This is a genomic window from Anaerococcus porci, from assembly GCF_009696575.1.
GTDB classification, from domain to species: domain Bacteria; phylum Bacillota; class Clostridia; order Tissierellales; family Peptoniphilaceae; genus Anaerococcus; species Anaerococcus porci.
On the sequence record NZ_VULQ01000006.1, the window covers coordinates 1 to 24,224 of the forward strand.

Here is a 24,224-nt window from a genome sequence, read left to right on the forward strand (position 1 = left end):
ATAAGAGGACTCACTCTTTTTTACGAGATAAAATCTCAAGGAGAAAACGAGTGCCTCTATCTAATACAAATATTATACAGCTAAACTGAATAATATTAAGTAATTAAAGGGTTATAGGTTACCTTTACAACCTAATTATATTATATAAGGAGAAAGTTATGAAATTAAAAAATATAGGAAAGTTAATACTAGGATTAGCTTTATGCCTTACAGTAGTAGGCTGTCAAAATAATGAAAGTAATAATAAAGAATCAAACAAGGCTGCTGCTTCTAAGGCAGAATCAAATAAAAATAGTAATGAAGCTAAAAAAACTGGCAATTTGACAATATTTGCAGCTGCATCAATGACTGATGTATTAGATGAATTAAAGTCAGAATTCCAAAAAGAAAATCCTGGTAGTGAATTAACATTTAACTTCGATTCTTCAGGAACACTTAAAACCCAAATTGATTCTGGGGCCAAGGCAGATGTATTCATATCGGCAGCTCAAAAACAAATGAATGGGCTTGAAGAGGAAAATAAACTTGAAAATGATACAAGAATAGATTTATTAGAAAATGAGGTAACTCTTGCAATAGCTAAGGGAAGTGATAAAAAAATCACAGATTTCAAAGACCTTTCATCGGATAAGGTAGATAAAATTGCCTTAGGTAATTCTGATGTACCGGTTGGACAATATTCTGAAGAAATCCTAAAGAAACTAGGAATCTGGGATGAAATCCAAGACAAAATTACTTTCGGTTCAAATGTAAGAGAAGTTACAACATGGGTAAGTGAAAAAACTGTAGATTGTGGAATAGTTTATAAAACAGATGCGATTATAGCCGACCTTGATGTAGTAGCAGTAGCAGATGATTCAATGCTTGAAAATAAGGTAATATATCCTGCAGCAGTTCTTAAAGATTCTCAAAATAAAGAATTGGCTAAGAAATATATTAAATTCTTACAATCAGAAAAAGCATCTGAAATCTTCAAGAAATATGGTTTTAAACCATTAGGAAAATAAAATGGATTTATTTCCTTTATATAACTCTGTTAGAATAGCCTTAATATCTTCGGTAATTATATTCTTTCTAGGTATTTTTGCAGCTTACTATATAAGGAAATTACCTGCAAAAGTAAAGGGGGTAATTGATGTAATACTAACCCTCCCCTTGGTCTTGCCTCCTACTGTTGTAGGTTTTTTTCTAATTAAAATTTTAGGACCTAATTCAAGCTTAGGCTCTATTGCTGTAGATTATTTTAACCTACCTCTTATCATGAATTGGTATTCAGCAATTTTTGCAACAGTTATAGTAACATTTCCCCTTATGTATAGAACAACAAGAGGAGCTTTTGAAGCCTACAATGAAAACTTATCCTTTGCTGCTCAAACCTTGGGAAAGTCTAATACTTGGATATTTTGGAAAGTTATTCTTCCAAATTGTAAGAAGGGAGTTATGGCAGGACTTGTCTTATCCTTTGCTAGAGCTTTGGGAGAATATGGTGCAACTTCGATGGTTTCAGGTTATACTCCAGGAAAGACGGCTACAATTTCAACCTCGGTTTACCAATATTGGAGAATAGGACAAGATGAACTAGCCTATAAGTGGGTTTTAATAAATGTATTGATATCATTTGTAGTATTAGTTGCCATAAATTTCTTAGAAGATAAGACACCTGAAAAAAAGGAAATGTCCCATGCTTAAATTAGATATTAGAAAAGATTTTGGAAATTTTAAACTAGATATAAGCTTTGAAAGTGAAAAAGGAGTTTTGGGAATCCTAGGAGCATCTGGATCTGGAAAAAGTCTTAGCCTAAAAGCTATAGCAGGGATTGTAAAACCTGATAAGGGAAAGATTATCTTAAATAATAGGGTTTTATTTGACTCTGATAAAAAGATAAATATTCCCACTAAAGATAGGAAGGTTGCCTATTTATTTCAAGATTATTCTCTATTTCCTAATATGACAGTCTATGAAAATATAAAATGTGGTTTTAGGGAAAAAAAGGAAAATTATCAAGAAATAATATATAAAAAGCTTGATGAACTTCACATATACCATATCAAAGATAAGATTCCTGATGAGATTTCAGGAGGGGAAAAGCAAAGGGCAGCACTTGCAAGAATTCTTGTAAATGAGCCTGAAATTCTTCTATTGGATGAGCCTTATTCTGCCATAGACGGTTATTTGAAGTGGTCAATAGAACTTGATATAAAAAATATAATAGAAGAGTATAAGATACCAACCCTATTTGTATCTCATGATAGGGATGAGATATATAGGATGTGTGATGAAATAGTCATAATGGATAAGGGAAAAAGTGAAGATAAGAAAGAAACTAAAGAACTTTTCCACAATCCAAAAACTATGGCTGCAGCAGAGCTTTCAGGTTGTAAAAATTTTTCAAAGATTAAAAAATCAGAAAAAGGTATTTATGCTATAGATTGGGACTTGGACTTGTCTATTGAAGATGTCAAAAATCGTGACTTTATCGGTATAAGAGCTCATAATATAAAAGTTTCAAGCGAGAAATTAGGAGAAAATTCTTTCGAATTAGAGCTTTTAAAGGAAATTGAACAGACTTTTAATATGTGTCTTATTCTTAGGAAGAAATCTGGAAAGGGAATATTATCGGCTTTTTTAGAAAAAGAAGATTGGAAAAAATTAAAAAATGAAAAAAACTTATATTTTTCTATAAGAAAAGAAGACATAATGTTTCTTAAAGAAAAAAATAGCTAGAATAGATAAACTATCCTACAAATTGCTTTTAAAACAATAGTGGAGTAAGTTTGTTTTCTAGCTATTTTTTTTGATTTTTTCAATTGCGCTTAAGGCTTTTTTTATTTCGTCTTTTGTATTGTAATATGAAAGACTCAACCTTACTATGCCTTGTTTTTCAGTTTTATAATTTTTATGAAAAAGTGGGGCACAGTGACTTCCTGCCCTTGTACATATAGAGTAGTCATCCCATAGCTTCATAGCTACATAATTTGCAGACAAATTTTTTATATTAAAGGATATAATAGGAACAGATTTTTTGCTAAAGTCCTTGTAAAAGATAAGATTATCTATATTTCTTAGTCCATCAGAAAGATATCTTGTAAGCTCATCAAGCTCTCTATAGTGGGGATTTTTAAGGGAGAGCTTAACAGCTTGGTTTAATCCTGCAAAAGAATGAACATTTTCTGTACCAGGCTCAAAAAGGTCTGGAAGGGATTGGGGTTGTTTTTTTGAAAAAGAATTAAAACCAGACCCGCCTGAAAAGACTTGTTTAAAGTCAAAATCCCCATTTACAACAAAACCCCCAGTTCCTTGGGGAGCGTGAAGTCCCTTATGGCCTGTAAATAAAAATATAGTATTATCATATTTACTTATGTCAAAGTCAACATATCCAGCAAGCTGAGCTCCATCTATGATTAAAATCAAATTATTTTTCTTACAAATATCATAAGCTTTGTCTATATCTGTGACCATACCAGATATATTTGATGCTCCAGTTAATATAAGTGCTTTGCTATTATCTCTTATATTATTTTCTATTTCAGAAAGTCTCAGGCTAAAATTGTCAAGCCCTATATAGGATATGGAAATTCCATCTTCTTCTAGGTCATATAGGGGTCTTAGGACAGAGTTATGTTCTGAAATGCTTGTTATAATATGGTCATATTTTGAAAAAAGTGACTTTATAACAAAGTTAAGACCAAAAGTTACATTACTAGTTAAAACTACATTTAGTGGATTATCCATACCAAAAAGCCTTCCTACATTCTTTCTTGTTTCCATTAAAAGCTTCAAAGAATTTAAGCTTTGAATGTAGGCACCCCTTGAAGGATTTGCAAAATTTCTCGAATAAATTGCATTATAGACTGCTTTTGCAACAGACTCGTCCTTATCTATAGTTGTTGCAGCATTATCAAGATAAATCATAGTTTAAAACCTCAGGCTTTCTATCTTTATAAATAAGTCTATATCTTTCCTTATATAAAAGACTAGACTTTTCAATTATATTTTCTACTTTTTCTCTATCTTTTTCTTCAAACCTAAGGCAAAGACCACATCCTGCATCAATTTCAGCTAAGAGTGGGACAAGTCTTGCCCTTACAGAATTTTTCTCTATTAAGTCAAGGGCAAGGTAGGCTATATTGGAAGAATCAAATGTATAAATTATATAATCCATTATGGTCTTACAGTGTGGTGGGTTCTCATTAAGGAGCAGATTTCATACATATTTGAAATCCTGCCAACTTTTAAGTCTTCCTTAAGTCCGTAGTGGTCAAGACATAGGCCGCATGAGATAATCTCAACTCCGTTTTCTTCGAGTTTTTTGAAATCTTCAATTGTATTTTCTCTTTGAGTAGATAGGAAAACTCCTTTATTATAGCAGATTACATAGTCTGGAAGAACATCTTCTTCAGTAAGAGATACTAAAAAACTTTCAAGAAGTGACTTAGAAAATTCTTCATCTCCATCACCTATCCTATCAGAATCAAAGACTACAACATAGGAAGAAGATAGACTATCTTTACTTAGTTTTTCATCTTTGAATTCATCTAACTTATTGAAAGTAAGCTCGACATCTTCATTTTCAAGTTCTTTTAGTTCTGCTTCAAAACCAGTTTGTCTGGCAAGTTTCTTAAGATTTTCTACAGCTATATCTTCATTAACTAAAACTTTAAAGCTTTCTTCACCACTTTTTATAACTCTTTTTGCCATTATTACTGGCATTGGACATTCTATTCCTCTTGCATCTATTTCTTTCATTTCTTTCTCCTTTATTCTATAAACACGCTCTTATCATATTTATTATAAATTTTTCCAATAATATTTGCATCAATACCAAAATCTCTAAGCTCTTTTATGGCATACTTGGCATCATCTTCATTGATACTTACCAAAAGTCCACCTGAAGTTTGAGGATCAAAGAGAATTTCTTCAAGAGCAAAATCATCTTTTAAAAACTCAACTCTATCCTCAAAATACATCCTATTTCTTTGTCCACCCTTTGTAAATATAAATTCACTAGCTGCCTTATAGGCTCCATCAAGTATTGGAATTTTTGATGAATCTATTATGGCGGTAAACTTATCAGAAAGCATCTCTCCTAAGTGACCCAAAAATCCAAACCCTGTAACATCAGTTGCAGCAGATATCCTATATTTTTCAAAAATTTCCTTAGCATACTTATTTAAATAAGTCATTGAAGCTATAGCCTTATTAAGTTCGTCCTTTCCTAATATACCCACAGAATAGGCATTGGTAACAAGGGTAACCCCTAAAGGCTTGGTAAGAATTAAAACATCATTCTTTTTAACGGTATTATTTCTCCAAAGTTTTTTAATATCTACTCTTCCTGTAATAGATAGTCCATACTTGATTTTGGGATCATGGATTGAGTGCCCTCCGACAAGGCTTGCTTTAGCCTCAATCATCTTATCTGCACCTCCTCTTAAAATCTCTCTTAGGATTTCAAGATTATAATCTTCTGGAAAAAGTACAATATTTAAGCCTGCAATTGGCTCGGCTCCCATAGCATATATATCACTTAAAGCGTTTGCACAAGCTATCTGACCAAAGCTAAAAGCATCTTCTACCATAGGTGGGAAAAAATCCATAGTAGAAACCACTCCATTTTCCTCGTCTATTTTTATAACTGCAGCATCATCCATGGTATCAAAACCTACTAGGATATCATCTCTTTTATAATTATTAATTGAAGAAAGGGTGGTTTCAAGACTTTCTTGGGGAATTTTGGCGTTACATCCTCCACAAACTTCTAGTTTAATATTTGTCATAATTATCCTTTCTAAATGTTGCAAAATTAACAATTATTTTAATTATACTTAAAATAGTATCAAATTCAATGAAAAAACAAACAGAAGAAAATAAAAAAATTTTTTAGAAAACATTTTTTTAAGCCTTGCTTTTCGATATGTGATATGTTACTATAATACTAGAATAAGTTCTAGAAAGGAGAAAAAGTTGAAAGAAAGTTTTAACATTGTTTTAAATCAGCCAAACAAAAACGAATTAGCTGATTTAAGTTTCATTAATGAAGAAGAATCTTCAAAGGCTCAAAAATTTCATGCTAGCTTTCCTCAATATTCAGTAACACCTCTTAGAAGGCTTAGCAATTTAGCTGATCTTTTTGGTGTTAAGGATATTTTTGTGAAAGATGAGTCATTTAGATTTGGCTTAAATGCCTTCAAAGTATTGGGAGGATCTTATGCAATGGCCAAATACATAGCTCAAAAATTAGATATGGATATAGATGACTTGCCTTATGAGAAATTGGTATCAGATGATATTAAAAAGAAATTAGGTAAGCTCACCTTTATAACAGCTACAGACGGCAATCATGGTAGGGGTGTAGCTTGGACTTGTCAACAACTTGAACAAAATTGTGTAGTATTAATGCCTGATGGTTCAGCACTTGAAAGACGTGACAATATAAGGAAGACTGGCGCAAAATGTGACATAATGGATGGACTTAACTATGACGCTTGTGTAAGGCTTGCAAGTAAATATGCTGATGAAAAGGGATATATTATGGTCCAAGACACAGCATGGGAAGGATATGAAGAAATACCAACTTGGATTATTCAAGGTTATTCAACTCTTGCAAAAGAAGCTTATGACCAACTACAAGAAGTAAATAGTAAGCCAACCCATATATTTCTTCAAGCAGGAGTAGGTTCTTTTGCTACAGGAGTTACTGGATTTTTCTCAGATGAATATAAGGCAGATGAGAAGCCTTTTATAGGACTTATAGAACCAGAAAAAGCTAACTGCAATTATTTAACAGCAAAGATTAATGATGGAAAAATTCATAATGTTGAAGGTGAGATGGACACCATTATGGCAGGACTTGCTTGTGGTGAACCTGTAACAGTTGGTTATCCTATCTTAAAATCATACGTAGATGCTTTCCTTTCAGTTCCAGATTCATCTGCGGCAAGGGGTATGAGAATATTAGGAAACCCACTTGGAAATGACGAAAGAGTAATATCTGGAGAGTCAGGAGCGGCAACACTCGGAGCTGTAAGTGAAATTCTTCAAAGAGAAGACTTAAAAGATATGAAAAAAGATTTGAAACTAGACGAAAATTCCGTAATACTTTTTATATCAACAGAAGGTGATACAGACTTTAAGCATTATAGACAAGTTTGTTGGGATGGATACTATACTAACGATGAAGAATATGAATATAAAAAAATAATAAGATAGGAGATTAAAAATGACACAAGATATAAACAAACTATTAGAAAAATTAGACAATTTAGACTTTAAAAACCTTTATCAAGATGATTTTTTTCATACATGGGATAAGTCACAAGATGAGCTTGAAGCAATCTTTACAGTAGCAGATACTTTAAGAGCAATGAGAGAAAAAAATATCTCTCCTAAGATTTTTGATTCTGGTCTTGCAATCTCACTTTTCAGAGATAACTCAACTAGAACAAGATTCTCTTTCTCATCAGCAGCAAACCTTCTAGGACTTGAAGTTCAAGATTTAGATGAAGGAAAATCACAACAAGCTCACGGCGAAACAGTAAAAGAAACAGCAAACATGATTTCATTTATGGCTGATGTTGTTGGTATAAGAGATGATATGTATATCGGAAAAGGCTACAAATACATGAAAGACTTTGCTGAATATGTACAAGAAGGATATGATCACGGTATACTTGAACAAAGACCACACCTTGTTAATCTTCAATGTGATATTGACCATCCAACTCAATCAATGGCTGACCTTTTACATGTAATCCACGAATTTGGTGGAGTAGAAAACCTTAAAGGTAAAAAAGTAGCTATGACATGGGCTTATTCACCATCATATGGTAAACCACTTTCAGTTCCTCAAGGAATCTCAGGACTATTTACAAGATTTGGAATGGATGTTGTACTAGCTCACCCAGAAGGATATGAAATAATGCCAGAAGTTGAGGAAATAGCAAAAGAAAATGCTAAGAAATATGGTGGTTCTTTCACAAAAACAAACTCAATGGAGGAAGCATTTAAGGATGCTGATATAGTTTATCCTAAATCTTGGGCTCCATTTGCTGCTATGGAAGAAAGAACAGAACTTTATGGTAAGGGTGATCAAAAAGGAATAGATGAACTTGAAAAAAGACTTCTAGAACAAAACAAAGAACACATGGATTGGGCTGCTACAGAAGAGATGATGAAGCTTACAAAAGATGGAAAAGCTTTATATATGCATTGTCTACCAGCAGATATAACAGGACTTTCTTGTGAAGATGGAGAAGTTGATGAATCTGTATTTGATAGATATAGAGATCCACTTTACAAAGAAGCAAGCTACAAACCATATATAATTGCAGCTATGATTTTCTTACAAAAAGTAAAAGATCCACAAGCCACAATCAAAAAACTATTAGAAGCTAATAAGGAAAGATTATTAGATAAAGAAGAAAATAAATAAGCTAGGATAATAGAAGGAGATTATAGAATAAATGACAAATATAAATTATGATTTAGTTAAAGAAACAGCTCAAAAATATTCAGAAGATATGAATGCCTTTTTAAGAGATTTAATCTTAAAACATGGTGAATCATGTGAAGAAGGTCCAAAAGCTAAAAGAATCAAAGAAGAGATGGAAAAACTTGGATTTGATAAGGCTTGGATTGATGGACAAGGAAATGTACTTGGTGAAATGGGTACAGGTAAAAAACAAATTGCCTTTGATGGACATATTGACACAGTTGGTATAGGAAATAGAGATAACTGGGACTTTGACCCATATGAAGGATTCGAAGATGAAAATCTTATAGGAGGACGTGGTGGTTCTGACCAATTAGGTGGAATAGTATCTGCTGTATATGGTGCAAAAATCATGAAAGACCTAGGATTTTTAAATGATGAATTTAGAGTATTGGTTACAGGAACAGTTCAAGAAGAAGACTGTGATGGTAACTGCTGGTTATATATGATAGAAGAAGAAGGAATAAAACCTGACTTTGTAGTATCAACTGAACCAACAGATGGTGGAATCTACAGAGGACAAAGAGGAAGAATGGAAATTCGTGTAGAAGTTGAAGGAGTATCATGCCACGGTTCAGCTCCAGAAAGAGGAGATAACGCAATCTATAAGATGGCAAAAATCCTTAATGAAATAGAACAACTTAACGAAAACCCAGCAGATGATTCAGTAGAAATAAAAGGTCTTGTAAAGATGCTTGATGAAAAATACAATCCTGAATATAAAGAAGCAAACTTCTTAGGACGTGGAACAGTTACAACAAGCCAAATCTTCTTTACATCACCATCAAGATGTGCAGTTGCAGACTCATGTGCAATTTCACTTGATAGAAGAATGACAGCTGGAGAAACATGGCAATCTTGTATAAAAGAAATAGAAGATCTACCATCAGCTAAAAAATTTGGTGCAAAAGTTACTATGTATGATTATGAAAGAGAATCATGGACAGGAGTAAGCAAAAAACAAGAATGTTATTTCCCAACATGGGTAATTCCAGAAGATCATGAAGTAACACAAGCCTTAGAAAGAGCTTACAAGGGACTTTATGGAGATAAGAGAATTGCTCCAAATGTAGAAAAAGAACAAGCCAAGAGAGCGGACCTTCCATTAACAGATAAATGGACTTTCTCAACAAATGGTGTTGCTATAATGGGTAGACACAATATCCCAACAATTGGATTTGGTCCAGGAGCAGAAGACCAAGCTCATGCACCAAACGAAGTTACATTCAAACAAGATTTAGTAACATGTGCCGCAACATATGCAGTACTTCCATTAGAATATATTAAATAAGAAAAACTAATGTATCAAGGGATAGCTAACAAACTTAAAAGCTAATAGTTTCACAAGCTTCCCTTGATATAATTTTTTTAAGGAGAAGAATATGTCATATAAAATAGTAATTGCCCTAGGAGGTAATGCCCTAGGTTCAAATGTTGAAGAACAAAAAGAGGCAGTAAAAAAGACTTCTGAACATTTAGTAGACCTAGTTATGAATGGAAATAAAATTATAGTAGGTCATGGTAATGGTCCACAAGTTGGAATGATAAACCTTGCTATGGAAGAAGGACATAAAAATACAGATAAGATTCCTCTCATGCCATTTCCAGAATGTGGGGCAATGAGTCAAGGATACATTGGTTATCACCTACAAAATGCTATTCACTATGAATTTAAGGAAAGAGGAAGGGAAGTTCCAGTAGTTACAGTTATAACTCAAGTTATAGTTGATGAAAATGATGAAGCTTTCAAAAATCCAACCAAACCAATCGGCTCTTTTTACACAAAAGAAGAAGCAGAAGAGATAGCTAAAAAAACAGGCTATCAATTTAAAGAAGATTCAGGAAGAGGATATAGAAGAGTTGTAGCAAGTCCTTTCCCAAAAGATATTGTAGAAAAAGATTCCCTAAAATCACTTTATGATGCAAGAAATGTAATAATAGCTTGCGGAGGCGGTGGTATTCCACTTATAAAAGATGGTCTAAAATATAAGGGAGTAGATGCTGTTATAGATAAAGATTTTTCATGTGCCCTACTTGCAGATTTAATGGAGGCAGATGTCCTACTAATACTTACAGCAGTTGAAAAAGTAGCTATAAACTTCGGAAAAGAAGATGAAAAGTGGCTAGATAAGATGACAATTGATGATTGCAATAAATATATTGAACAAGGACAATTTGCACCAGGTTCTATGCTACCAAAGGTTGAGGCAGCTATGCAATTTGTAAAAGGAAAGTCTGGTAGAAAGGCAGTAATTACTTCACTTGAAAAGGCCTTAGATGCAATGAGTGGTAAGACTGGTACTTGGATAGAGTAATAATAATTAAAAACTAAATTTTTTCTATAGCTTAAAATCAATAGGTCAATAAAGATTTAGACTATTTTCACTTTTATAAGGAGGAAAGTCGCACCTTTGATGGAAAGATTTTTAGCTATAGATAAAACTAAATATTATATAATTTAAAAACGTGAAAAAGAGAGGGAAGAACTCCTACCCTTATCGAAAAGTTTAACAAAATTATATAACATGAAAACGATACTCATTATTAGTATCCGAACCTGATCAAAAAATAAATTTAATTAAAGGAGTAAAAAATGAGCGAATTTATGAGACCAATTCCCTTTAAAGACCTAATTGAGTGGTCTTTAAAAGAATATAATAATGAGGGTTCTATATTTGGAATTAAAAAAGAAAAATTTTATATAAATAAAAAAGGTACAAAACTTAAGACGGTTTTTGGTGATGAGATATCATCAGCTGTTGGTCCTGCAGCAGGTCCACAGTCTCAACTTGCCCAAAATATCCTAGTTTCCTATCTTACAGGAGCAAGGTTTATAGAACTTAAGACAGTTCAAAAACTTGATGGAGAAGATATACAAAAAGCAGTAGCAAAACCTTGTATAAACTCAGAAGATGAGTGCTATAACTGTGAATGGTCAACAGAGCTTACTGTAAAAGAAGCTTTTAATGAATATATTAAGGCATACTTTGCAATTATTGCTATAGCAAAAGAGCTTGATATTTCTGATAAAAAAGACTTTGCCTACAATATGTCAGTAGGTTATGATCTAGAAGGTATAAAATCTGAGAAAGTTGATACATATATCGAAAGCCTTAAAAATGCAGAAAATACTGATATATTCAAAGAATGCAAGTCATACCTTCTAGATAATATTTCAAAATTTGAAAAGTTTAACGAAAAAGACCTCGAAAGCATTGATCCTATTGTATGTGATTCTATTACCCTATCAACATTACATGGTTGTCCTGCAGAAGAAATTGAAAAAATAGCATCTTACTTAATAGAAGAAAAGCATATGTCAACCTTTATCAAATGTAATCCAACAATGTTAGGTTATGACTATGCTAGAAAAACCTTGGACGATATGGGATTTGATTATATATCTTTTACAGATTACCACTTTAAAAATGACCTTCAATATGAAGATGCAGTTGTAATGATTGAAAGATTATTGAAACTTGCAAAAGAAAAAGACCTAGCCTTTGGTGTAAAGCTCACAAATACCTTCCCAGTTGATACAAAGAGAGGAGAACTTCCATCAGAAGAGATGTATATGTCAGGAAGATCTCTCCTACCATTAACTCTTTCTATGGCAGCTATGCTTTCAGAAAAGTTTGATGGAAAACTTCCAATGTCATACTCAGGTGGAGCTGATGCTAGAAATATAAAAGATATATTCGAAGCTTTAGGTCAACCTATAACAGTTGCTACAACAATTCTTAAGCCAGGTGGATATTTAAGGTTTAACCAACTTGCAGAAGAAACCGAAGATCTTTTACAAGATGAATTAAGAGATGTAGATGTAGAAAAAATTGTAAAACTTAGAGATGATACTATAGCTTCTTGGGAAAATAACAAATTATATAGGGAAAAAGTTCATTCAAGAAAAACTGACTCAGTTCTTCCTCTTACTGACTGCTACAAGGCACCTTGTAAGGATGGAGGTTGTCCTATAGAACAACAAATACCAGAATATCTAAAACTTGTTGCAGAAGGAAATTTTGATAAGGCTATAGAAGTTATAGCAAATGATAATACAGCACCAACAATTCTTGGTAAGCTTTGTGCTCACTACTGTCAAGAACACTGTACAAGAGTTGACTATGAAAAGAGCCTTCAAATAAGGAATATGAAACTTATTGCAGCAGAAAATGCTCAAGAAGCTTATCTTGAAAAAATAGAAAAATCAGAAATAAAATCTGATAAGAAAGTTTTGGTAATTGGAGCAGGTCCTGGTGGAATTGCAGTGGCATCATATTTAAGACGTAATGGAATCAAGGTAGATGTACGTGAAAAACTTTCTAAAGCTTATGGTATAGTAAGCCATATTATTCCAGAGTTTAGAATTTCAGATAAAGATATAGATAAAGACTACCAAATAGCAGTAAAGCAAGGTGTAAATTTTATCTTTGATTCGGAAGTTACAGAATCATATGAAGAGCTAAAGAAAGACTATGACTATATAATTGCTGCCACAGGAGCTTGGGAAAAGGGAAGATCTCCAGTAAAAGAAGGTAGTGAGAATATTCTTGATGCTCTAGACTTCTTATGGGATGTAAGAATGAAAGGTAGTGCAAATGTAGGTAAAAAGGTTGCAGTAGTTGGTGCAGGAGATGTTGCAATGGATTGTACAAGAACTGCAGCAAGACTTGATGGAGTTGAAGAAGTAGCTCTAGTTTATAGAAGGACAGAAGCTTATATGCCAGCAACTCAAGAAGAGGTAAATGACGTAAAAGAAGAAGGTCATAAGATATATGAACTTGTAGCACCATATGCTTATGATGGAAAAGTTCTAAAGTGTGACAAGATGCAACTAGGTGAATTTGATGATTCAGGAAGAAGGTCAATACACACAACAGGTGAAAAACTTGAGCTAGAATTCGATACAGTAATAGGCGCTACAGGAGCAAGAGTAGATACTACAGCCTTTAAGGAAAATAAAATAAATCTTGATGACTGGGGTAATGTAAAAACTACAGATACTTATGAGACAAACATAGACAATGTTTATGTTATAGGAGACTGTAGAGCTGGAGCTAGCACTATAGTTAAGGCTATGGGAGAAGCAAAAGCAGTTTGCCTTGATATATTAGATAAAGAAAATCTTCCAAATGACTTTGTAAGATATGAAGAAAAAGAAGATAAGGAAAATATCTTTTCTAAGAGAGGAAAACTTACACCAGCCTTAGATGATAAAAGTGAAGGTCTTAGATGTTTAAAATGTGATCAAATCTGTGAAATATGTACTGAAGTTTGTCCAAATAGAGCAAATGTAGCTATCAATGTTGAGGGATTTGATAATCTTAACCAAATTATCCATCTTGATGGCATGTGTAATGAATGCGGAAACTGTGCTTTCTATTGTCCTCATTCAGGTCGTCCATATAAGGATAAACTAACAGTATTTTGGACTCGTGAAGACTTTGAAGATTCAACTAACACAGGTTTCTTAAAGCTAGGAGAAAATGACTACCTAGTAAGACTTGAAAATGGAAAAGTAATAGAAAGTAAAGATCTAGAAAAAGATTTATCAAAAAAAGTTCTTAAACTAGTTAGAACTATAGAAAAAGATTACAACTACTATATAAAGCCAACTGAAGCGATAAATGCATAATAAGGAGATATTATGATAATTAAAAATTGCCTTATAATAACAAATGATGAAAACAATTCATTTTATGAAAATGGAGCTGTTTATATAAAAGATAAGCTAATAGAAGATGTTGGAAACTCAAGTGATATCGTAAATAAATACGAAGACGAAGAAGTAATAGACTTTGAAGGTAAACTTCTTATGCCAGGAATGATATGTGCTCACTCACATATCTATTCTGCTTATGCTAGGGGTATGGGAGTTTCAAAGCCAACAGATAACTTCTTTAACGTATTAGAAAACCAATGGTGGGCTCTTGATAGGCAACTTACAACAGAAGATGTAAGGCTCAATGCTCTTACAACATATATGGAATCAATAGCGAATGGTGTAACAACAGTAATAGATCATCACTCAGGTCCGAATTCTGTTGAAAACTCACTCTTTACCCTAGGAGAGGCTGCAAAAGAAGTTGGTATTAGAACCAATCTTTGCTATGAGCTATCAGATAGGGATGGAAAAGAGATAAGAGATAAAGAAATAAAAGAAAATATTGATTGGATTAAACATTGCCAAAAAGAAGATGATGATATGCTAAGGGGTCTTTTTGGACTTCATGCATCATTTACCCTATCAGATGAAAGTTTAGAAAAGGCAGTTAAGGCCATGGATGGGGTCTATGACGGCTATCATGTTCATATAGCTGAAGGCATAGAAGACCAATGGGATTGCCAAAGAAAATATGGTAAAAGAATAGTTGAGAGACTTGAAGACTTTGGAATAATTACAGAAAATACCTTAGCTATTCACTGTGTTCATATAAATGGACGTGAGATGGATATTCTAAAAGAACACAATACTCCAGTAATCTTTAATCCAGAAAGCAATATGAACAACGCTGTTGGAGTACCACCAGTAAACCGCTTTATAGAAAAAGGACTAAAAGTTGGTCTTGGAACAGATGCTTATACAAATGATATGTTTGAATCAATGAAGGTTGCAAATATTATCCAAGCTCACAATACTCAAGATCCAACAAAAGGATTTGCTGAAACCTTGGATATGCAATTTAAGAACAACCCTGAAATAGTTTCACATTTTCTAAATCACGAAGTAGGAAGAATTAAAAAGGGAGCATATGCAGATCTTATAAGCTTTAAATATGATCCATACACCCCACTTAATGAAAACAACTGGGGAGGACATAGCCTATTTGGTCTAACAGGAAGACTTGTAAATGATACCATTATAAATGGTGAATTTGTAATGAGAGATAAGATAATAACAAAAGTAGACCAAGCAAAAATCCATGCTGATTCAAGACAAAGAGCAGAAAAAATTTGGTCTAAATTATAAAAACAAACTTATCTAGCTTTTTTTAAGCTAGGTAAGTTTATAATAAATATTAGATATAAATCTTGGACACATTTAATATTATTGTGAGGAATATATTAAGGAGAGAAAGTGAATGGTCAAGTATCTCAAATAATGAAGATGACAGCTGCTACGAAAAGAATATTGAAATATCACGAAATGGTAGAGTATACACCAGAATATTATGTAAATAGTATTAGTTTTGAAGTAAAGTGGATATTTGGAAAAACTAAGCAGCTTAAGTCTTTTAAGGATTGGGTGCGTCATATTCAAAAATTTAACTATAAAGATGTAAAGGTATATATAAATCCAGATGTTCAAGATCCAGGTTTACTAGGGTTTTCAAATACGAATGATATCAAAATTATATTGCATTTATTGAATGGCAAAATCATTGAATATAGACCTACATGGCATTTCGATGAAAACATAAGAAAATGGGACATAAGCTATGTTGAAGAGAAAATAGATAATCCCAAGATTTACGAAGATGGCACTACTTTTGATATATACAAATTTGACAGTATATTAGATGAGATATCTAAATTTGCATCAGACATAGGAGCTGAAAATTTTGCTAAAATTTTCAGCAATGCTAAAAATACTTTGAATAGAAATGATTTTCCTAGACAATATATGCATATTTTATTGGCTGCTTCAGAGTCTGATGTATTTGGTGCGATGGGTTCTTGGAATGATGATCCTTATGGAAAGGCTGCAGAGAAAGGCTTGCTAAAAGAGTATGAACGATTATCTAAAGCGTTAGTTAGGCAGAACAGATTAGCGGCTATGTATTGTATCAATAATTGGTAGGTGTATATGAAAACTTTAGTATGTATAGTTATTGGCATTCTGTGTGCTTTTTTTGGATCATTATTTTTGACCAAGGTATTTGCTAAAAGAAAAATTGGTGGTACTTTGACAAGATTATTTGAAGCTAGATTCATGTGGGCATGGAGTATTATACACGCTCTAATTACTTTCTATTTAATAGAATCTGGATATCTTCCAAATCTGAAAAGTGGTTTATTTTTGATAGCCTTCTTTATTATAAGTTTTGTAGTATTTACACTCGTTGCCTTTTATTACAATCGCTATGAACTTTTAATTAAAAAAGATAAGATAATCTTAAATACACCTTTTGTAAAATCAAATATTATCACCCATGAAAATTTGATAAGTCACTTTTATACAAGCTATAAAGGAAAAAAATTTCATGTATTTGTAATAAACAATGGTGGCAAAGCTAAACATGTGTCTATCTATAATCACAAGAATTCTCTTGACGAGTTTTTCTTTGGTAAAGAAGTTCAACGAATAAAATAATAGTATCCTTTAAATACTATACTTATTGACACAAAAATAATTTATTTTTTAACAAAATAGTTAAAAATATTTAATTTCTAATAAAAAATATTTAAGAATTTGTAAGACTTGTGCTTACAAGAACTAGACTTTTAAAGATATCAATATATGTTGGAAATGATATTGAAAATATATTGGTAATGAAGATAAGAAAGCATTATCATTTGTATATGATTGATTTCAAAAAAATCAAACTTTTTAGAGCTGATTTGGATATTAAAGTATATAATATGAAGTGGAGGTTTTAAGTTTCTAGTAAATAAGACAATTGTAAATGGAAAAATCATATATAAGAAAAAAACACTTTATAGTGATAAAAATTTACTAATAAAAAAGCTAGAAAAAAAGTATATCAGTTACTAAAAACTACAAAATAAGGAGAAAAATATGACAGACGTTAACGAAAAAGCGGGAGTATCAAAGTCACTTTTTGACATTGATGGAAACCCAGACATCAAAAGAGCGTTTCCAATAGCACTTCAACATCTTTTGGCTATGATAGTAGGAAATACTCTACCAGCTATTGTTTTAACAGGTCAGCTTGCAAATACGCCTCATGCCATAAGTGCAACTGATGCGGTTTATCTAATTCAAGCAGGAATGTTTATTGCAGCAATAGCAACATTTTTACAACTATATCCAGTAATTAAAGTTGGAGCAAAGCTTCCAGTAATAATGGGAGTATCATTTGCCTACATACCTGTACTTACATCAATTGGAATAAAATATGGAATTGGAGCAGTGTATGGAGCCCAACTTGTAGGTGGTGTAGTTGCCTTTATAGTTGGTATGAATATTAAAAGAATCTATAAATACTTTCCACCAATGGTTTCAGGAACAGTAGTACTTACAATAGGACTATCCCTTTACTCGGTTGCCCTAAATTATATGGCAGGAGGAAATGGAAATCCTAATCAAGGAGACTTGGTTTATTGGGGAGTTGCTTTTTTGACACTTGCAGTAACTTTAATTTGTAATATGTTTGGAAAGGGTTTAATAAAGCTTGCAGCAATACTTATAGGTATAGCAGTAGGATATATTGCTTCTGTATTTTTTGGCATAGTTAATTTTCAAAATGTAGGTCAAGCTGCATGGTTTACCCTACCTAGGTTAATGCCATTTAAACTAGAATTTCCAGTAGATGCTGTTATTACAATGTCAGTAATGTTTGTGGTAAACTCAATTCAAGCAGTAGGTGATTTATCTTCAACCACAGCTGGAGGACTTGGAAGAGTTCCAACAGGTGATGAGCTTGAAGGTGGAATAAAAGCTAATGGTCTTGCATCAGTTATAGGCTCATTTATAGGTGGACTCCCTACAGCAACTTATAGCCAAAACGTTGGTATAGTTTCATTAACAAAGGTAGTAGCAAGGAAGGTATTTGCTATTACAGCAGCATTAATTCTTGTATCAGGCTTTATGCCAAAATTTGGGGCTGTTATGCTATCTGTTCCTCAAGCGGTTATAGGTGGAGCTACAATAACAGTATTTGCTCAAATTACAATGAGTGGCATGAAACTTATAATGAGTGATGAAATGAGTTCAAGAAACCTTACAATAGTTGGACTTGGTATAGCTTTAGGTATGGGAATAGTTCAATTAGGAGATCAAGCCTTAGCACAATTTCCTGAATGGTTTAAAATGGTATTTACATCAAGTCCGGTAGTTTTAGCTACTCTTGTAGTATTTGTTTTAAATATAGTTTTACCTAAAAAAACATTGGCAGAAGAAGAAGCTGAAAGAAATGCAATGGATGATTAGTGCATAATTAGTTATAAAGTTAATATCTTAGGGTATTAACTTTATTTTTTAAATAAGATTGTTTTTTATATAAAAATACAAAGGAAATAAAATGACAGAAAAAAGTAAATTTAAGGGATTATTCAATTTTGATGGAAAAGTAACTTTTAAAGAGGCACTTCCTCTTGCATTTCAACACGTTGTAGCTATGATTGCAGGTTGTATTACACCTCCAATCATGCTTGCAGCAGCTACAGGATTATCGCCTGAGAATACAATTATACTTATACAAATTGCTCTTATAGGTTCAGCTCTCACATCACTACTTATGATTTATCCGATAAAAATTATTGGATCAAGACTTCCTATGATTTTCGGTGTAAGCTTTGCCTATGTTCCAACGATGATTGCCCTTGCTGGACAATTTGGAGCAAGAGGACCAATGGAAGTTGTTGCAATTATTTTAGGAGCTCAACTTATAGGAGGGATATTTTCTATATTATTTGGATTAGGGCTTAAGTATATTTTGCCACTTTTTCCACCTCTTGTTTCAGGAACAGTTGTCCTAGTAATAGGGCTATCCTTATATCCTGTAGCTATGAATTATATGGGAGGAGCAGGATCAGTAGATATGGCTGGTTGGGGAGCTTGGCAAAACTGGCTTGTAGGAGGGATAACTTTAATTTTATCATTAGGGTTTACCCATTTTGGCAAGGGAATGTTTAAACTTGCAAATGTACTTTTTGCAATGATTATAGGCTATATTATATCAATGTTTTTTGGGATGGTAGACTTTAGCCCAGTAAGAGATGCTGGATGGATATCAGTAGTTGAACCACTACATTTTGGTATTTCTTTTGAACCATCAGCTATAGTTTCTATAAGCATAATTTTTATAGTTACAGCAATTGAAGGAATTGGGGATATGACCTCAACAACAGTAGGTGGTATGGATAGGGTCCCAACACAAAAAGAATTAAGGGGAGGAATTATAGGATATGGTGTAGCCAATGTAATAGGTGCATTTTTAGGATGCTTACCAACAGCTACATTTTCACAAAATGCAGGAATAGTTTCAATAAATAAGGTAGTAAATAAGAAAGTATTTACCATAGCGTCTCTTATAATTCTTATTTCAGGTCTTGTGCCAAAACTATCATCTATACTTACAACTATTCCATATCCAGTTTTGGGAGGAGCTACTCTTTCTGTATTTGCAGCAATTACTATGAATGGAATAAGAATGATAACAAGCCAACCTTTAACAGGAAGAAATACATCCATAGTTGGTGTATCTGTTGCTTTGGGCGTAGGATTTACATCAGTTGTAGCAAGTGCCCAAAATTCTGGAGTTAATTTTATGCCAGAAGCCTTAACTATAGCAATAGGCTCATCACCAGTAGTACTTGCAACTATATCTTCTGTTTTGATGAATTTAATTATTCCTGAAAAAGAAGAAGATAGACCAAAAGATGATTCCATCTTTGAAAAAGACTTAATAGAGATAGAAAAATAAGAAACAGAAAGATTCGTTTTTACTACAAAAGCCTTGTAAATGTTAGGCGTTTTGTGGTAATATATTATATACAATATACAGGAATATTGCATTACATAAAAAGACTTTTTAATCATTTAGGAGGTTAAAATGTACGTAGGTAAAAGCGTTAATAGAGTAGATGCTTATGATAAGGTAACTGGCAGAGCAAAGTATACAGAAGACTTTATCAGAAACGGCTCCTATACAGCAAAAATATTACATTCGACTATAGCTCATGGAAAGGTTATCTCAATTGACACAAGCAAGGCTGAAAAGCTTGAGGGAATAATTAAAATAATCACATGTTTTGATGTGCCAAAACATTCTTTCCCAACAGCAGGTCATCCTTGGTCAGTAGATGAAAACCATCAAGATATAGCAGATAGAAGACTATTAAATGAGCATGTAAGATATTATGGAGATGATATAGCAGTTGTTATAGCTGAAAATGAAGTTCAAGCCTTACAAGCTTTAAAACTAATTGAAGTTGAATATGAAGAATATGAAGCGGTTTTTGACCCTATAGAGTCTATGAATTCAAATTCTATACCAATTCATGAACAGACTCCTAACAATATTATAGGACATACAAAAAATCGTTTTGGAAATTATGAAGAGGCTATAAAAGAAAAGGGACTTATAAAGATTGATACTTGGTATGAAACACCAATTGTCCAACACTCTCACATAGAAAATCACATAGCTTATGCTTATGAGGAACAAGGAAAGATTGTTGTAGTAGCTTCAACTCAAATTCCTCATATAGTAAGGCGTGTTTGCGGACAAGCTCTAGGTATTTCTTTGGGGAAAATAAGAATAGTTAAACCATATATTGGAGGTGGATTTGGTAACAAACAAGATGCTTTATATGAGCCATTAGCAGCTTATCTTACAACACAAGTTGGTGGGCATCCTGTAAAACTTGACTCAACAAGAGAAGAAACTTTTGTATCATCAAGAACACGACACTCCGAAAAAATCCATATTATATCTTATGTTAGATCAGATGGAACTTTTGTAGCTAGAAAGCTAGAATTATATGCAAATAATGGTGGGTATGCATCCCATGGCCATTCTATAGCAGCAAAAGGGACAAATTGCTTCCACCAACTATATCCATGTGATAATATCGAGGCAGATGGCTATACAGTATATACAAATCTTCCTACAGCAGGAGCTATGAGAGGTTATGGTATACCTCAAACCATGTTTGCTTTTGAATCTCATCTAGATGATGTAGCCTTAAAACTTGGCTTAGATCCAATAGAACTTAGAATACAAAATATTATGCCTAAGGGCTTTAAGGATGGATTTTCAAGAAATGAAAACTACTATGATTCATTTAGGGAAGCTATTGCAGTTGGAAGACGTGCAATAGACTATGACAAGAAAAGAGAAGAGTATAAAAACCAAAGTGGAAATATAAGAAGAGGAGTAGGATTAGGATGCTTCTGGTATAATACAGGAGTTTATCCAATATCAGTTGAAACATCTTCATGTAGGATGGTACTAAATCAAGATGGATCAGTTCAAGTTCAACTTGGTGAAACAGAAATTGGCCAAGGTGGAGACACAGCTTTCTCACAAATGGCAGCAGACTCTATAGGAGTTCCTTTAGATGATATACATATAGTATCAACTCAAGATACTGATGTAACACCATTTGGATTAGGTGCTTATGCATCAAGGCAAACCTATATGGCAAGTTTTTCAATAACAAATACTGCCAAGATATTTAAGGAAAAAATAATAGACAGGGCAAGGAAAGAATTAGAATTTGCTCCAAAAAACCTTGACTTAGTAGATGGCATGATAATTAGAAAAACAGATAACAGACAGTTAATGAGCTTAGGAGAACTTGCTACAATAGCTCTTTATGATAATAAGGATAGTGATCATATATCAGCTGAATCAACCTATACTATTAGAAATAACGCCTTCTCTTTTGGTGCATCATTTGCAGAGGTAGAAGTAGATATTGCTCTAGGTAAGGTTAAAATCTTAAGGCTTGTAAATGTTCATGATTGCGGAAAACTTATAAATCCAAGGCTTGCTGAAGCCCAAGCTCATGGTGGTATGAGCATGGCAGTAGGATTTGCCTTATCAGAAGAGTTAAAATACAATGATAAGGGAAAAATCTTAAATAATAACCTACTTGATTACAAACTTTCAACAACAATGGATCATCCGAATTTTGAAGTTTACTTTATTGAGAATCCCGAACCAACTTCACCATATAATACTAAGTCACTAGGAGAACCACCAACATGTTCTCCAGCTCCAGCTATTAGAAATGCAATCTTAAATGCAACAGGAGTGAGAGTAAACCAATGTCCTATGACACCACATGTCTTATTCCCATTATTTAAAGAGGCTGGACTTATAGAAAATGACTATGAAAAAGAGATGAAATATGAAAATAAGGCTTGGAGTGTAGAAAATGTATGATATAAAAAATATTTATGAAGCATATACAGTAGATGAGGCCATAAAACTAAAACAAGAACACCCAGATGCAAGCTTCATAGCTGGTGGATCTGATGTTTTAGTTAAGATAAGAGAAGGAAAAATGGCGGGACTTGAGCTTATTTCTCTCCAACTTATAGATGAACTTAAGGGAGTAAGTATGGAAGATGACGGAACTTTAAGAATAGGTGCTCTTACAAGTTTTAGCCATATAACAGCTGATCCTTTAGTAAAGAAATATTGTAAGACCCTAGGAGAGGCAGTAGATACAGCAGGTGGACCACAACTTAGAAATATAGCTACAATTGGCGGAAATATTTGTAATGGTGCCCCATCAGCAGACTCTGCACCTACAGTATTTGCTTATGATTGCATAATTGAGTTAAAGGGAGTTGATGGTATAAGAGAGCTTCCAGTTAGAGATTTTTATGTAGGTTTTTCTACAGTTGACCTAAAAGATACTGAAGTAATGACTGCAGTAAAAATAAAAAAAGAGTCCTATGAAGGATATTTTGGACACTACTTTAAATATGCAATGAGAAATGCTATGGATATAGCAACTTCATCTTGTTCATGCAATGTGAAATTTGAAGATGGCTTTGTAAAAGATGTTAGAGTAGCTTACGGAGTTGCAAGTTCAACCCCAGTAAGAGCTCCAAAAGCAGAAGAGAGTCTAAAAGGTCTAAAACTTACAGATAACAATATAAATGTATTTGCCAAAAAGTGCCTTGATGAACTTTCACCAAGAGATTCATGGAGAGCAACAAAGGCTTTAAGAAAGCAAGTTTTATATGAAATAACAGTAAGATGTCTAAAAGAGATAAGAAAAGAACATGAGGAGGCAGTCTATGCATAGTAAAGAATTTGGACCTTTTGCCCCAAGAAAAGAAGATATACTTCACTATGAACCTCAATACAAGATAGTAAGCTGTTGGATAAATGGGATAAAAGTTACAAAAATGACTGATGTCAGAGCATCTCTTACAGACTTTCTAAGAAATGATTTTGGTCTAACTTCGGTTAAAAAGGGATGTGAAGTTGGAGAATGTGGAGCTTGTGCAGTATTAATAGATGGAGAAAGTTTTAACTCATGTATTTACCTTGCTATATGGGCTGAGGGAAAAGATATATGGACAACAGAAGGACTAACTGCAAGTGATGGTTCACTTTCAATAATCCAACAAGCCTTTGTAGATGAAGCTGCAGTCCAATGTGGATTTTGTACACCTGGTTTTATAGTTTCCGCAACAGAAATTATAGCTAGGGGAAAATATTACACAATAGATGAGCTTAGAAAAGAACTTGCAAATCATATGTGTAGATGTACAGGTTATGAAAATATACTTATAGCAGTTCAAAAGGCCAATAATATAGAAAATGGATTTGAACTTGAAGAAGAACATGTAGTAAATAGGATTAGCCAAGAAAATAAAAAAGACTATATGTAAATTTAAGAGGCTATTGCAAAATAAATTAATCCTTAAAATATTATTTTAAGATTTATCAAATGTCTAATTCTAAATGATAAGTTAAGATTTATTACCAGTTAGATATATCTTTGGAAGTCGTTAAACTGACTTTAATTATATAGGAGAAGTTTTAAATGATAAAAAAGAGAAAACCCTTATTTTGTAAT

The 24,224-nt window shown here is 33.0% G+C and carries 20 protein-coding genes; 16 read left to right on the top strand and 4 right to left on the bottom strand.

Translation table 11 applies throughout. From position 1 onward, the window contains the following. Nucleotides 1–158: 158 nt before the first annotated feature. Genes modA through FYJ26_RS05720 form a run of 3 tightly spaced genes read left to right on the top strand, consistent with a single transcriptional unit; the run spans nt 159 to nt 2,725 of the window. On the top strand, nt 159–1,007 hold the full coding sequence (gene modA / locus FYJ26_RS05710) for a molybdate ABC transporter substrate-binding protein (RefSeq protein ID WP_154540535.1): 849 nt from the start codon (nt 159–161) through the stop codon (nt 1,005–1,007). A gap of 1 nt (nt 1,008) precedes the next feature. Further along, nucleotides 1,009–1,689, top strand: coding sequence for a molybdate ABC transporter permease subunit (gene modB, locus FYJ26_RS05715; RefSeq protein WP_154540537.1), 681 nt, complete (start codon nt 1,009–1,011; stop codon nt 1,687–1,689). Continuing rightward, nucleotides 1,682–2,725, top strand: coding sequence for a sulfate/molybdate ABC transporter ATP-binding protein (locus FYJ26_RS05720; protein ID WP_154540539.1), 1,044 nt, complete (start codon nt 1,682–1,684; stop codon nt 2,723–2,725). The genes modB and FYJ26_RS05720 overlap by 8 nt, the downstream gene beginning before the upstream one ends. Before the next feature lie 57 nt (nt 2,726–2,782). Here FYJ26_RS05720 and FYJ26_RS05725 read toward each other — a convergent pair whose 3' ends face one another. Genes FYJ26_RS05725 through selD form a run of 4 tightly spaced genes read right to left on the bottom strand, consistent with a single transcriptional unit; the run spans nt 2,783 to nt 5,778 of the window. After that, nucleotides 2,783–3,913 (bottom strand): aminotransferase class V-fold PLP-dependent enzyme, encoded by a 1,131-nt coding sequence (locus FYJ26_RS05725; protein ID WP_154540541.1) that lies wholly within the window; start codon nt 3,911–3,913, stop codon nt 2,783–2,785. Next, nucleotides 3,900–4,163, bottom strand: coding sequence for a DUF3343 domain-containing protein (locus FYJ26_RS05730; protein WP_154540543.1), 264 nt, complete (start codon nt 4,161–4,163; stop codon nt 3,900–3,902). Before FYJ26_RS05730 ends, FYJ26_RS05725 begins: the two co-directional genes overlap by 14 nt. Next, nucleotides 4,163–4,747 carry a sulfurtransferase-like selenium metabolism protein YedF gene (gene yedF / locus FYJ26_RS05735; RefSeq protein ID WP_154540545.1) on the bottom strand — a complete coding sequence of 195 codons (585 nt, stop codon included), beginning with the start codon at nt 4,745–4,747 and terminating at the stop codon, nt 4,163–4,165. Before yedF ends, FYJ26_RS05730 begins: the two co-directional genes overlap by 1 nt. Before the next feature lie 11 nt (nt 4,748–4,758). After that, a complete protein-coding gene (gene selD / locus FYJ26_RS05740; protein ID WP_154540547.1) occupies nt 4,759–5,778 on the bottom strand; it encodes a selenide, water dikinase SelD in 1,020 nt (339 codons plus the stop codon). 187 nt (nt 5,779–5,965) lie between these two features. Between selD and dpaL the strand changes: the two genes are divergently transcribed. The 13 genes from dpaL (at nt 5,966) to xdhC (ending at nt 24,036) form a co-directional block, all read left to right on the top strand. After that, on the top strand, nt 5,966–7,210 hold the full coding sequence (gene dpaL / locus FYJ26_RS05745; protein ID WP_154540549.1) for a diaminopropionate ammonia-lyase: 1,245 nt from the start codon (nt 5,966–5,968) through the stop codon (nt 7,208–7,210). 10 nt (nt 7,211–7,220) lie between these two features. Beyond that, on the top strand, nt 7,221–8,432 hold the full coding sequence (ygeW, locus tag FYJ26_RS05750) for a knotted carbamoyltransferase YgeW (RefSeq protein WP_154540551.1): 1,212 nt from the start codon (nt 7,221–7,223) through the stop codon (nt 8,430–8,432). Nucleotides 8,433–8,463: 31 nt separating this feature from the next. Next, nucleotides 8,464–9,783, top strand: coding sequence for a YgeY family selenium metabolism-linked hydrolase (locus FYJ26_RS05755; RefSeq protein ID WP_154540553.1), 1,320 nt, complete (start codon nt 8,464–8,466; stop codon nt 9,781–9,783). Nucleotides 9,784–9,874: 91 nt separating this feature from the next. Next, nucleotides 9,875–10,807, top strand: coding sequence for a carbamate kinase (gene arcC / locus FYJ26_RS05760; RefSeq protein WP_154540556.1), 933 nt, complete (start codon nt 9,875–9,877; stop codon nt 10,805–10,807). A 278-nt stretch (nt 10,808–11,085) separates the two neighbouring features. Continuing rightward, nucleotides 11,086–14,127 carry a putative selenate reductase subunit YgfK gene (gene ygfK / locus FYJ26_RS05765; RefSeq protein WP_154540558.1) on the top strand — a complete coding sequence of 1,014 codons (3,042 nt, stop codon included), beginning with the start codon at nt 11,086–11,088 and terminating at the stop codon, nt 14,125–14,127. 12 nt (nt 14,128–14,139) lie between these two features. Next, nucleotides 14,140–15,462 carry a putative aminohydrolase SsnA gene (gene ssnA / locus FYJ26_RS05770; RefSeq protein ID WP_154540560.1) on the top strand — a complete coding sequence of 441 codons (1,323 nt, stop codon included), beginning with the start codon at nt 14,140–14,142 and terminating at the stop codon, nt 15,460–15,462. 108 nt (nt 15,463–15,570) lie between these two features. Beyond that, the gene (locus FYJ26_RS05775; RefSeq protein ID WP_154540562.1) at nt 15,571–16,293 is read left to right on the top strand and encodes a hypothetical protein; all 723 of its coding nucleotides are present in this window, start codon (nt 15,571–15,573) and stop codon (nt 16,291–16,293) included. 6 nt (nt 16,294–16,299) lie between these two features. After that, entirely contained in the window at nt 16,300–16,806 is a 507-nt protein-coding gene (locus tag FYJ26_RS05780) for a hypothetical protein (protein WP_154540564.1), read from the top strand. A gap of 426 nt (nt 16,807–17,232) precedes the next feature. Further along, nucleotides 17,233–18,606: a uracil-xanthine permease family protein gene (locus tag FYJ26_RS05785; RefSeq protein WP_154540566.1), complete on the top strand. Its 1,374-nt coding sequence runs from the start codon at nt 17,233–17,235 to the stop codon at nt 18,604–18,606. 91 nt (nt 18,607–18,697) lie between these two features. Further along, a complete protein-coding gene (locus FYJ26_RS05790) occupies nt 18,698–20,101 on the top strand; it encodes a uracil-xanthine permease family protein (RefSeq protein WP_154540568.1) in 1,404 nt (467 codons plus the stop codon). Nucleotides 20,102–20,230: 129 nt separating this feature from the next. Next, nucleotides 20,231–22,570 carry a xanthine dehydrogenase subunit XdhA gene (xdhA, locus tag FYJ26_RS05795; protein WP_154540570.1) on the top strand — a complete coding sequence of 780 codons (2,340 nt, stop codon included), beginning with the start codon at nt 20,231–20,233 and terminating at the stop codon, nt 22,568–22,570. Further along, the gene (gene xdhB, locus FYJ26_RS05800; protein ID WP_154540572.1) at nt 22,563–23,444 is read left to right on the top strand and encodes a xanthine dehydrogenase subunit XdhB; all 882 of its coding nucleotides are present in this window, start codon (nt 22,563–22,565) and stop codon (nt 23,442–23,444) included. Before xdhA ends, xdhB begins: the two co-directional genes overlap by 8 nt. Next, nucleotides 23,437–24,036, top strand: coding sequence for a xanthine dehydrogenase subunit XdhC (xdhC, locus tag FYJ26_RS05805; protein ID WP_154540574.1), 600 nt, complete (start codon nt 23,437–23,439; stop codon nt 24,034–24,036). Before xdhB ends, xdhC begins: the two co-directional genes overlap by 8 nt. Nucleotides 24,037–24,224 lie beyond the last annotated feature (188 nt).

What these genes read in the sequence shown, in the direction of transcription:
- modA (WP_154540535.1), top strand. Translation starts at nt 159, where the DNA reads ATGAAATTAAAAAATATAGGAAAGTTAATACTAGGATTAGCTTTATGC.
- modB (WP_154540537.1), top strand. Translation starts at nt 1,009, where the DNA reads ATGGATTTATTTCCTTTATATAACTCTGTTAGAATAGCCTTAATATCT.
- FYJ26_RS05720 (WP_154540539.1), top strand. Translation starts at nt 1,682, where the DNA reads ATGCTTAAATTAGATATTAGAAAAGATTTTGGAAATTTTAAACTAGAT.
- FYJ26_RS05725 (WP_154540541.1), bottom strand. Translation starts at nt 3,913, where the DNA reads ATGATTTATCTTGATAATGCTGCAACAACTATAGATAAGGACGAGTCT.
- FYJ26_RS05730 (WP_154540543.1), bottom strand. Translation starts at nt 4,163, where the DNA reads ATGGATTATATAATTTATACATTTGATTCTTCCAATATAGCCTACCTT.
- yedF (WP_154540545.1), bottom strand. Translation starts at nt 4,747, where the DNA reads ATGAAAGAAATAGATGCAAGAGGAATAGAATGTCCAATGCCAGTAATA.
- selD (WP_154540547.1), bottom strand. Translation starts at nt 5,778, where the DNA reads ATGACAAATATTAAACTAGAAGTTTGTGGAGGATGTAACGCCAAAATT.
- ygeW (WP_154540551.1), top strand. Translation starts at nt 7,221, where the DNA reads ATGACACAAGATATAAACAAACTATTAGAAAAATTAGACAATTTAGAC.
- FYJ26_RS05755 (WP_154540553.1), top strand. Translation starts at nt 8,464, where the DNA reads ATGACAAATATAAATTATGATTTAGTTAAAGAAACAGCTCAAAAATAT.
- arcC (WP_154540556.1), top strand. Translation starts at nt 9,875, where the DNA reads ATGTCATATAAAATAGTAATTGCCCTAGGAGGTAATGCCCTAGGTTCA.
- ygfK (WP_154540558.1), top strand. Translation starts at nt 11,086, where the DNA reads ATGAGCGAATTTATGAGACCAATTCCCTTTAAAGACCTAATTGAGTGG.
- ssnA (WP_154540560.1), top strand. Translation starts at nt 14,140, where the DNA reads ATGATAATTAAAAATTGCCTTATAATAACAAATGATGAAAACAATTCA.
- FYJ26_RS05780 (WP_154540564.1), top strand. Translation starts at nt 16,300, where the DNA reads ATGAAAACTTTAGTATGTATAGTTATTGGCATTCTGTGTGCTTTTTTT.
- FYJ26_RS05785 (WP_154540566.1), top strand. Translation starts at nt 17,233, where the DNA reads ATGACAGACGTTAACGAAAAAGCGGGAGTATCAAAGTCACTTTTTGAC.
- FYJ26_RS05790 (WP_154540568.1), top strand. Translation starts at nt 18,698, where the DNA reads ATGACAGAAAAAAGTAAATTTAAGGGATTATTCAATTTTGATGGAAAA.
- xdhA (WP_154540570.1), top strand. Translation starts at nt 20,231, where the DNA reads ATGTACGTAGGTAAAAGCGTTAATAGAGTAGATGCTTATGATAAGGTA.
- xdhB (WP_154540572.1), top strand. Translation starts at nt 22,563, where the DNA reads ATGTATGATATAAAAAATATTTATGAAGCATATACAGTAGATGAGGCC.
- xdhC (WP_154540574.1), top strand. Translation starts at nt 23,437, where the DNA reads ATGCATAGTAAAGAATTTGGACCTTTTGCCCCAAGAAAAGAAGATATA.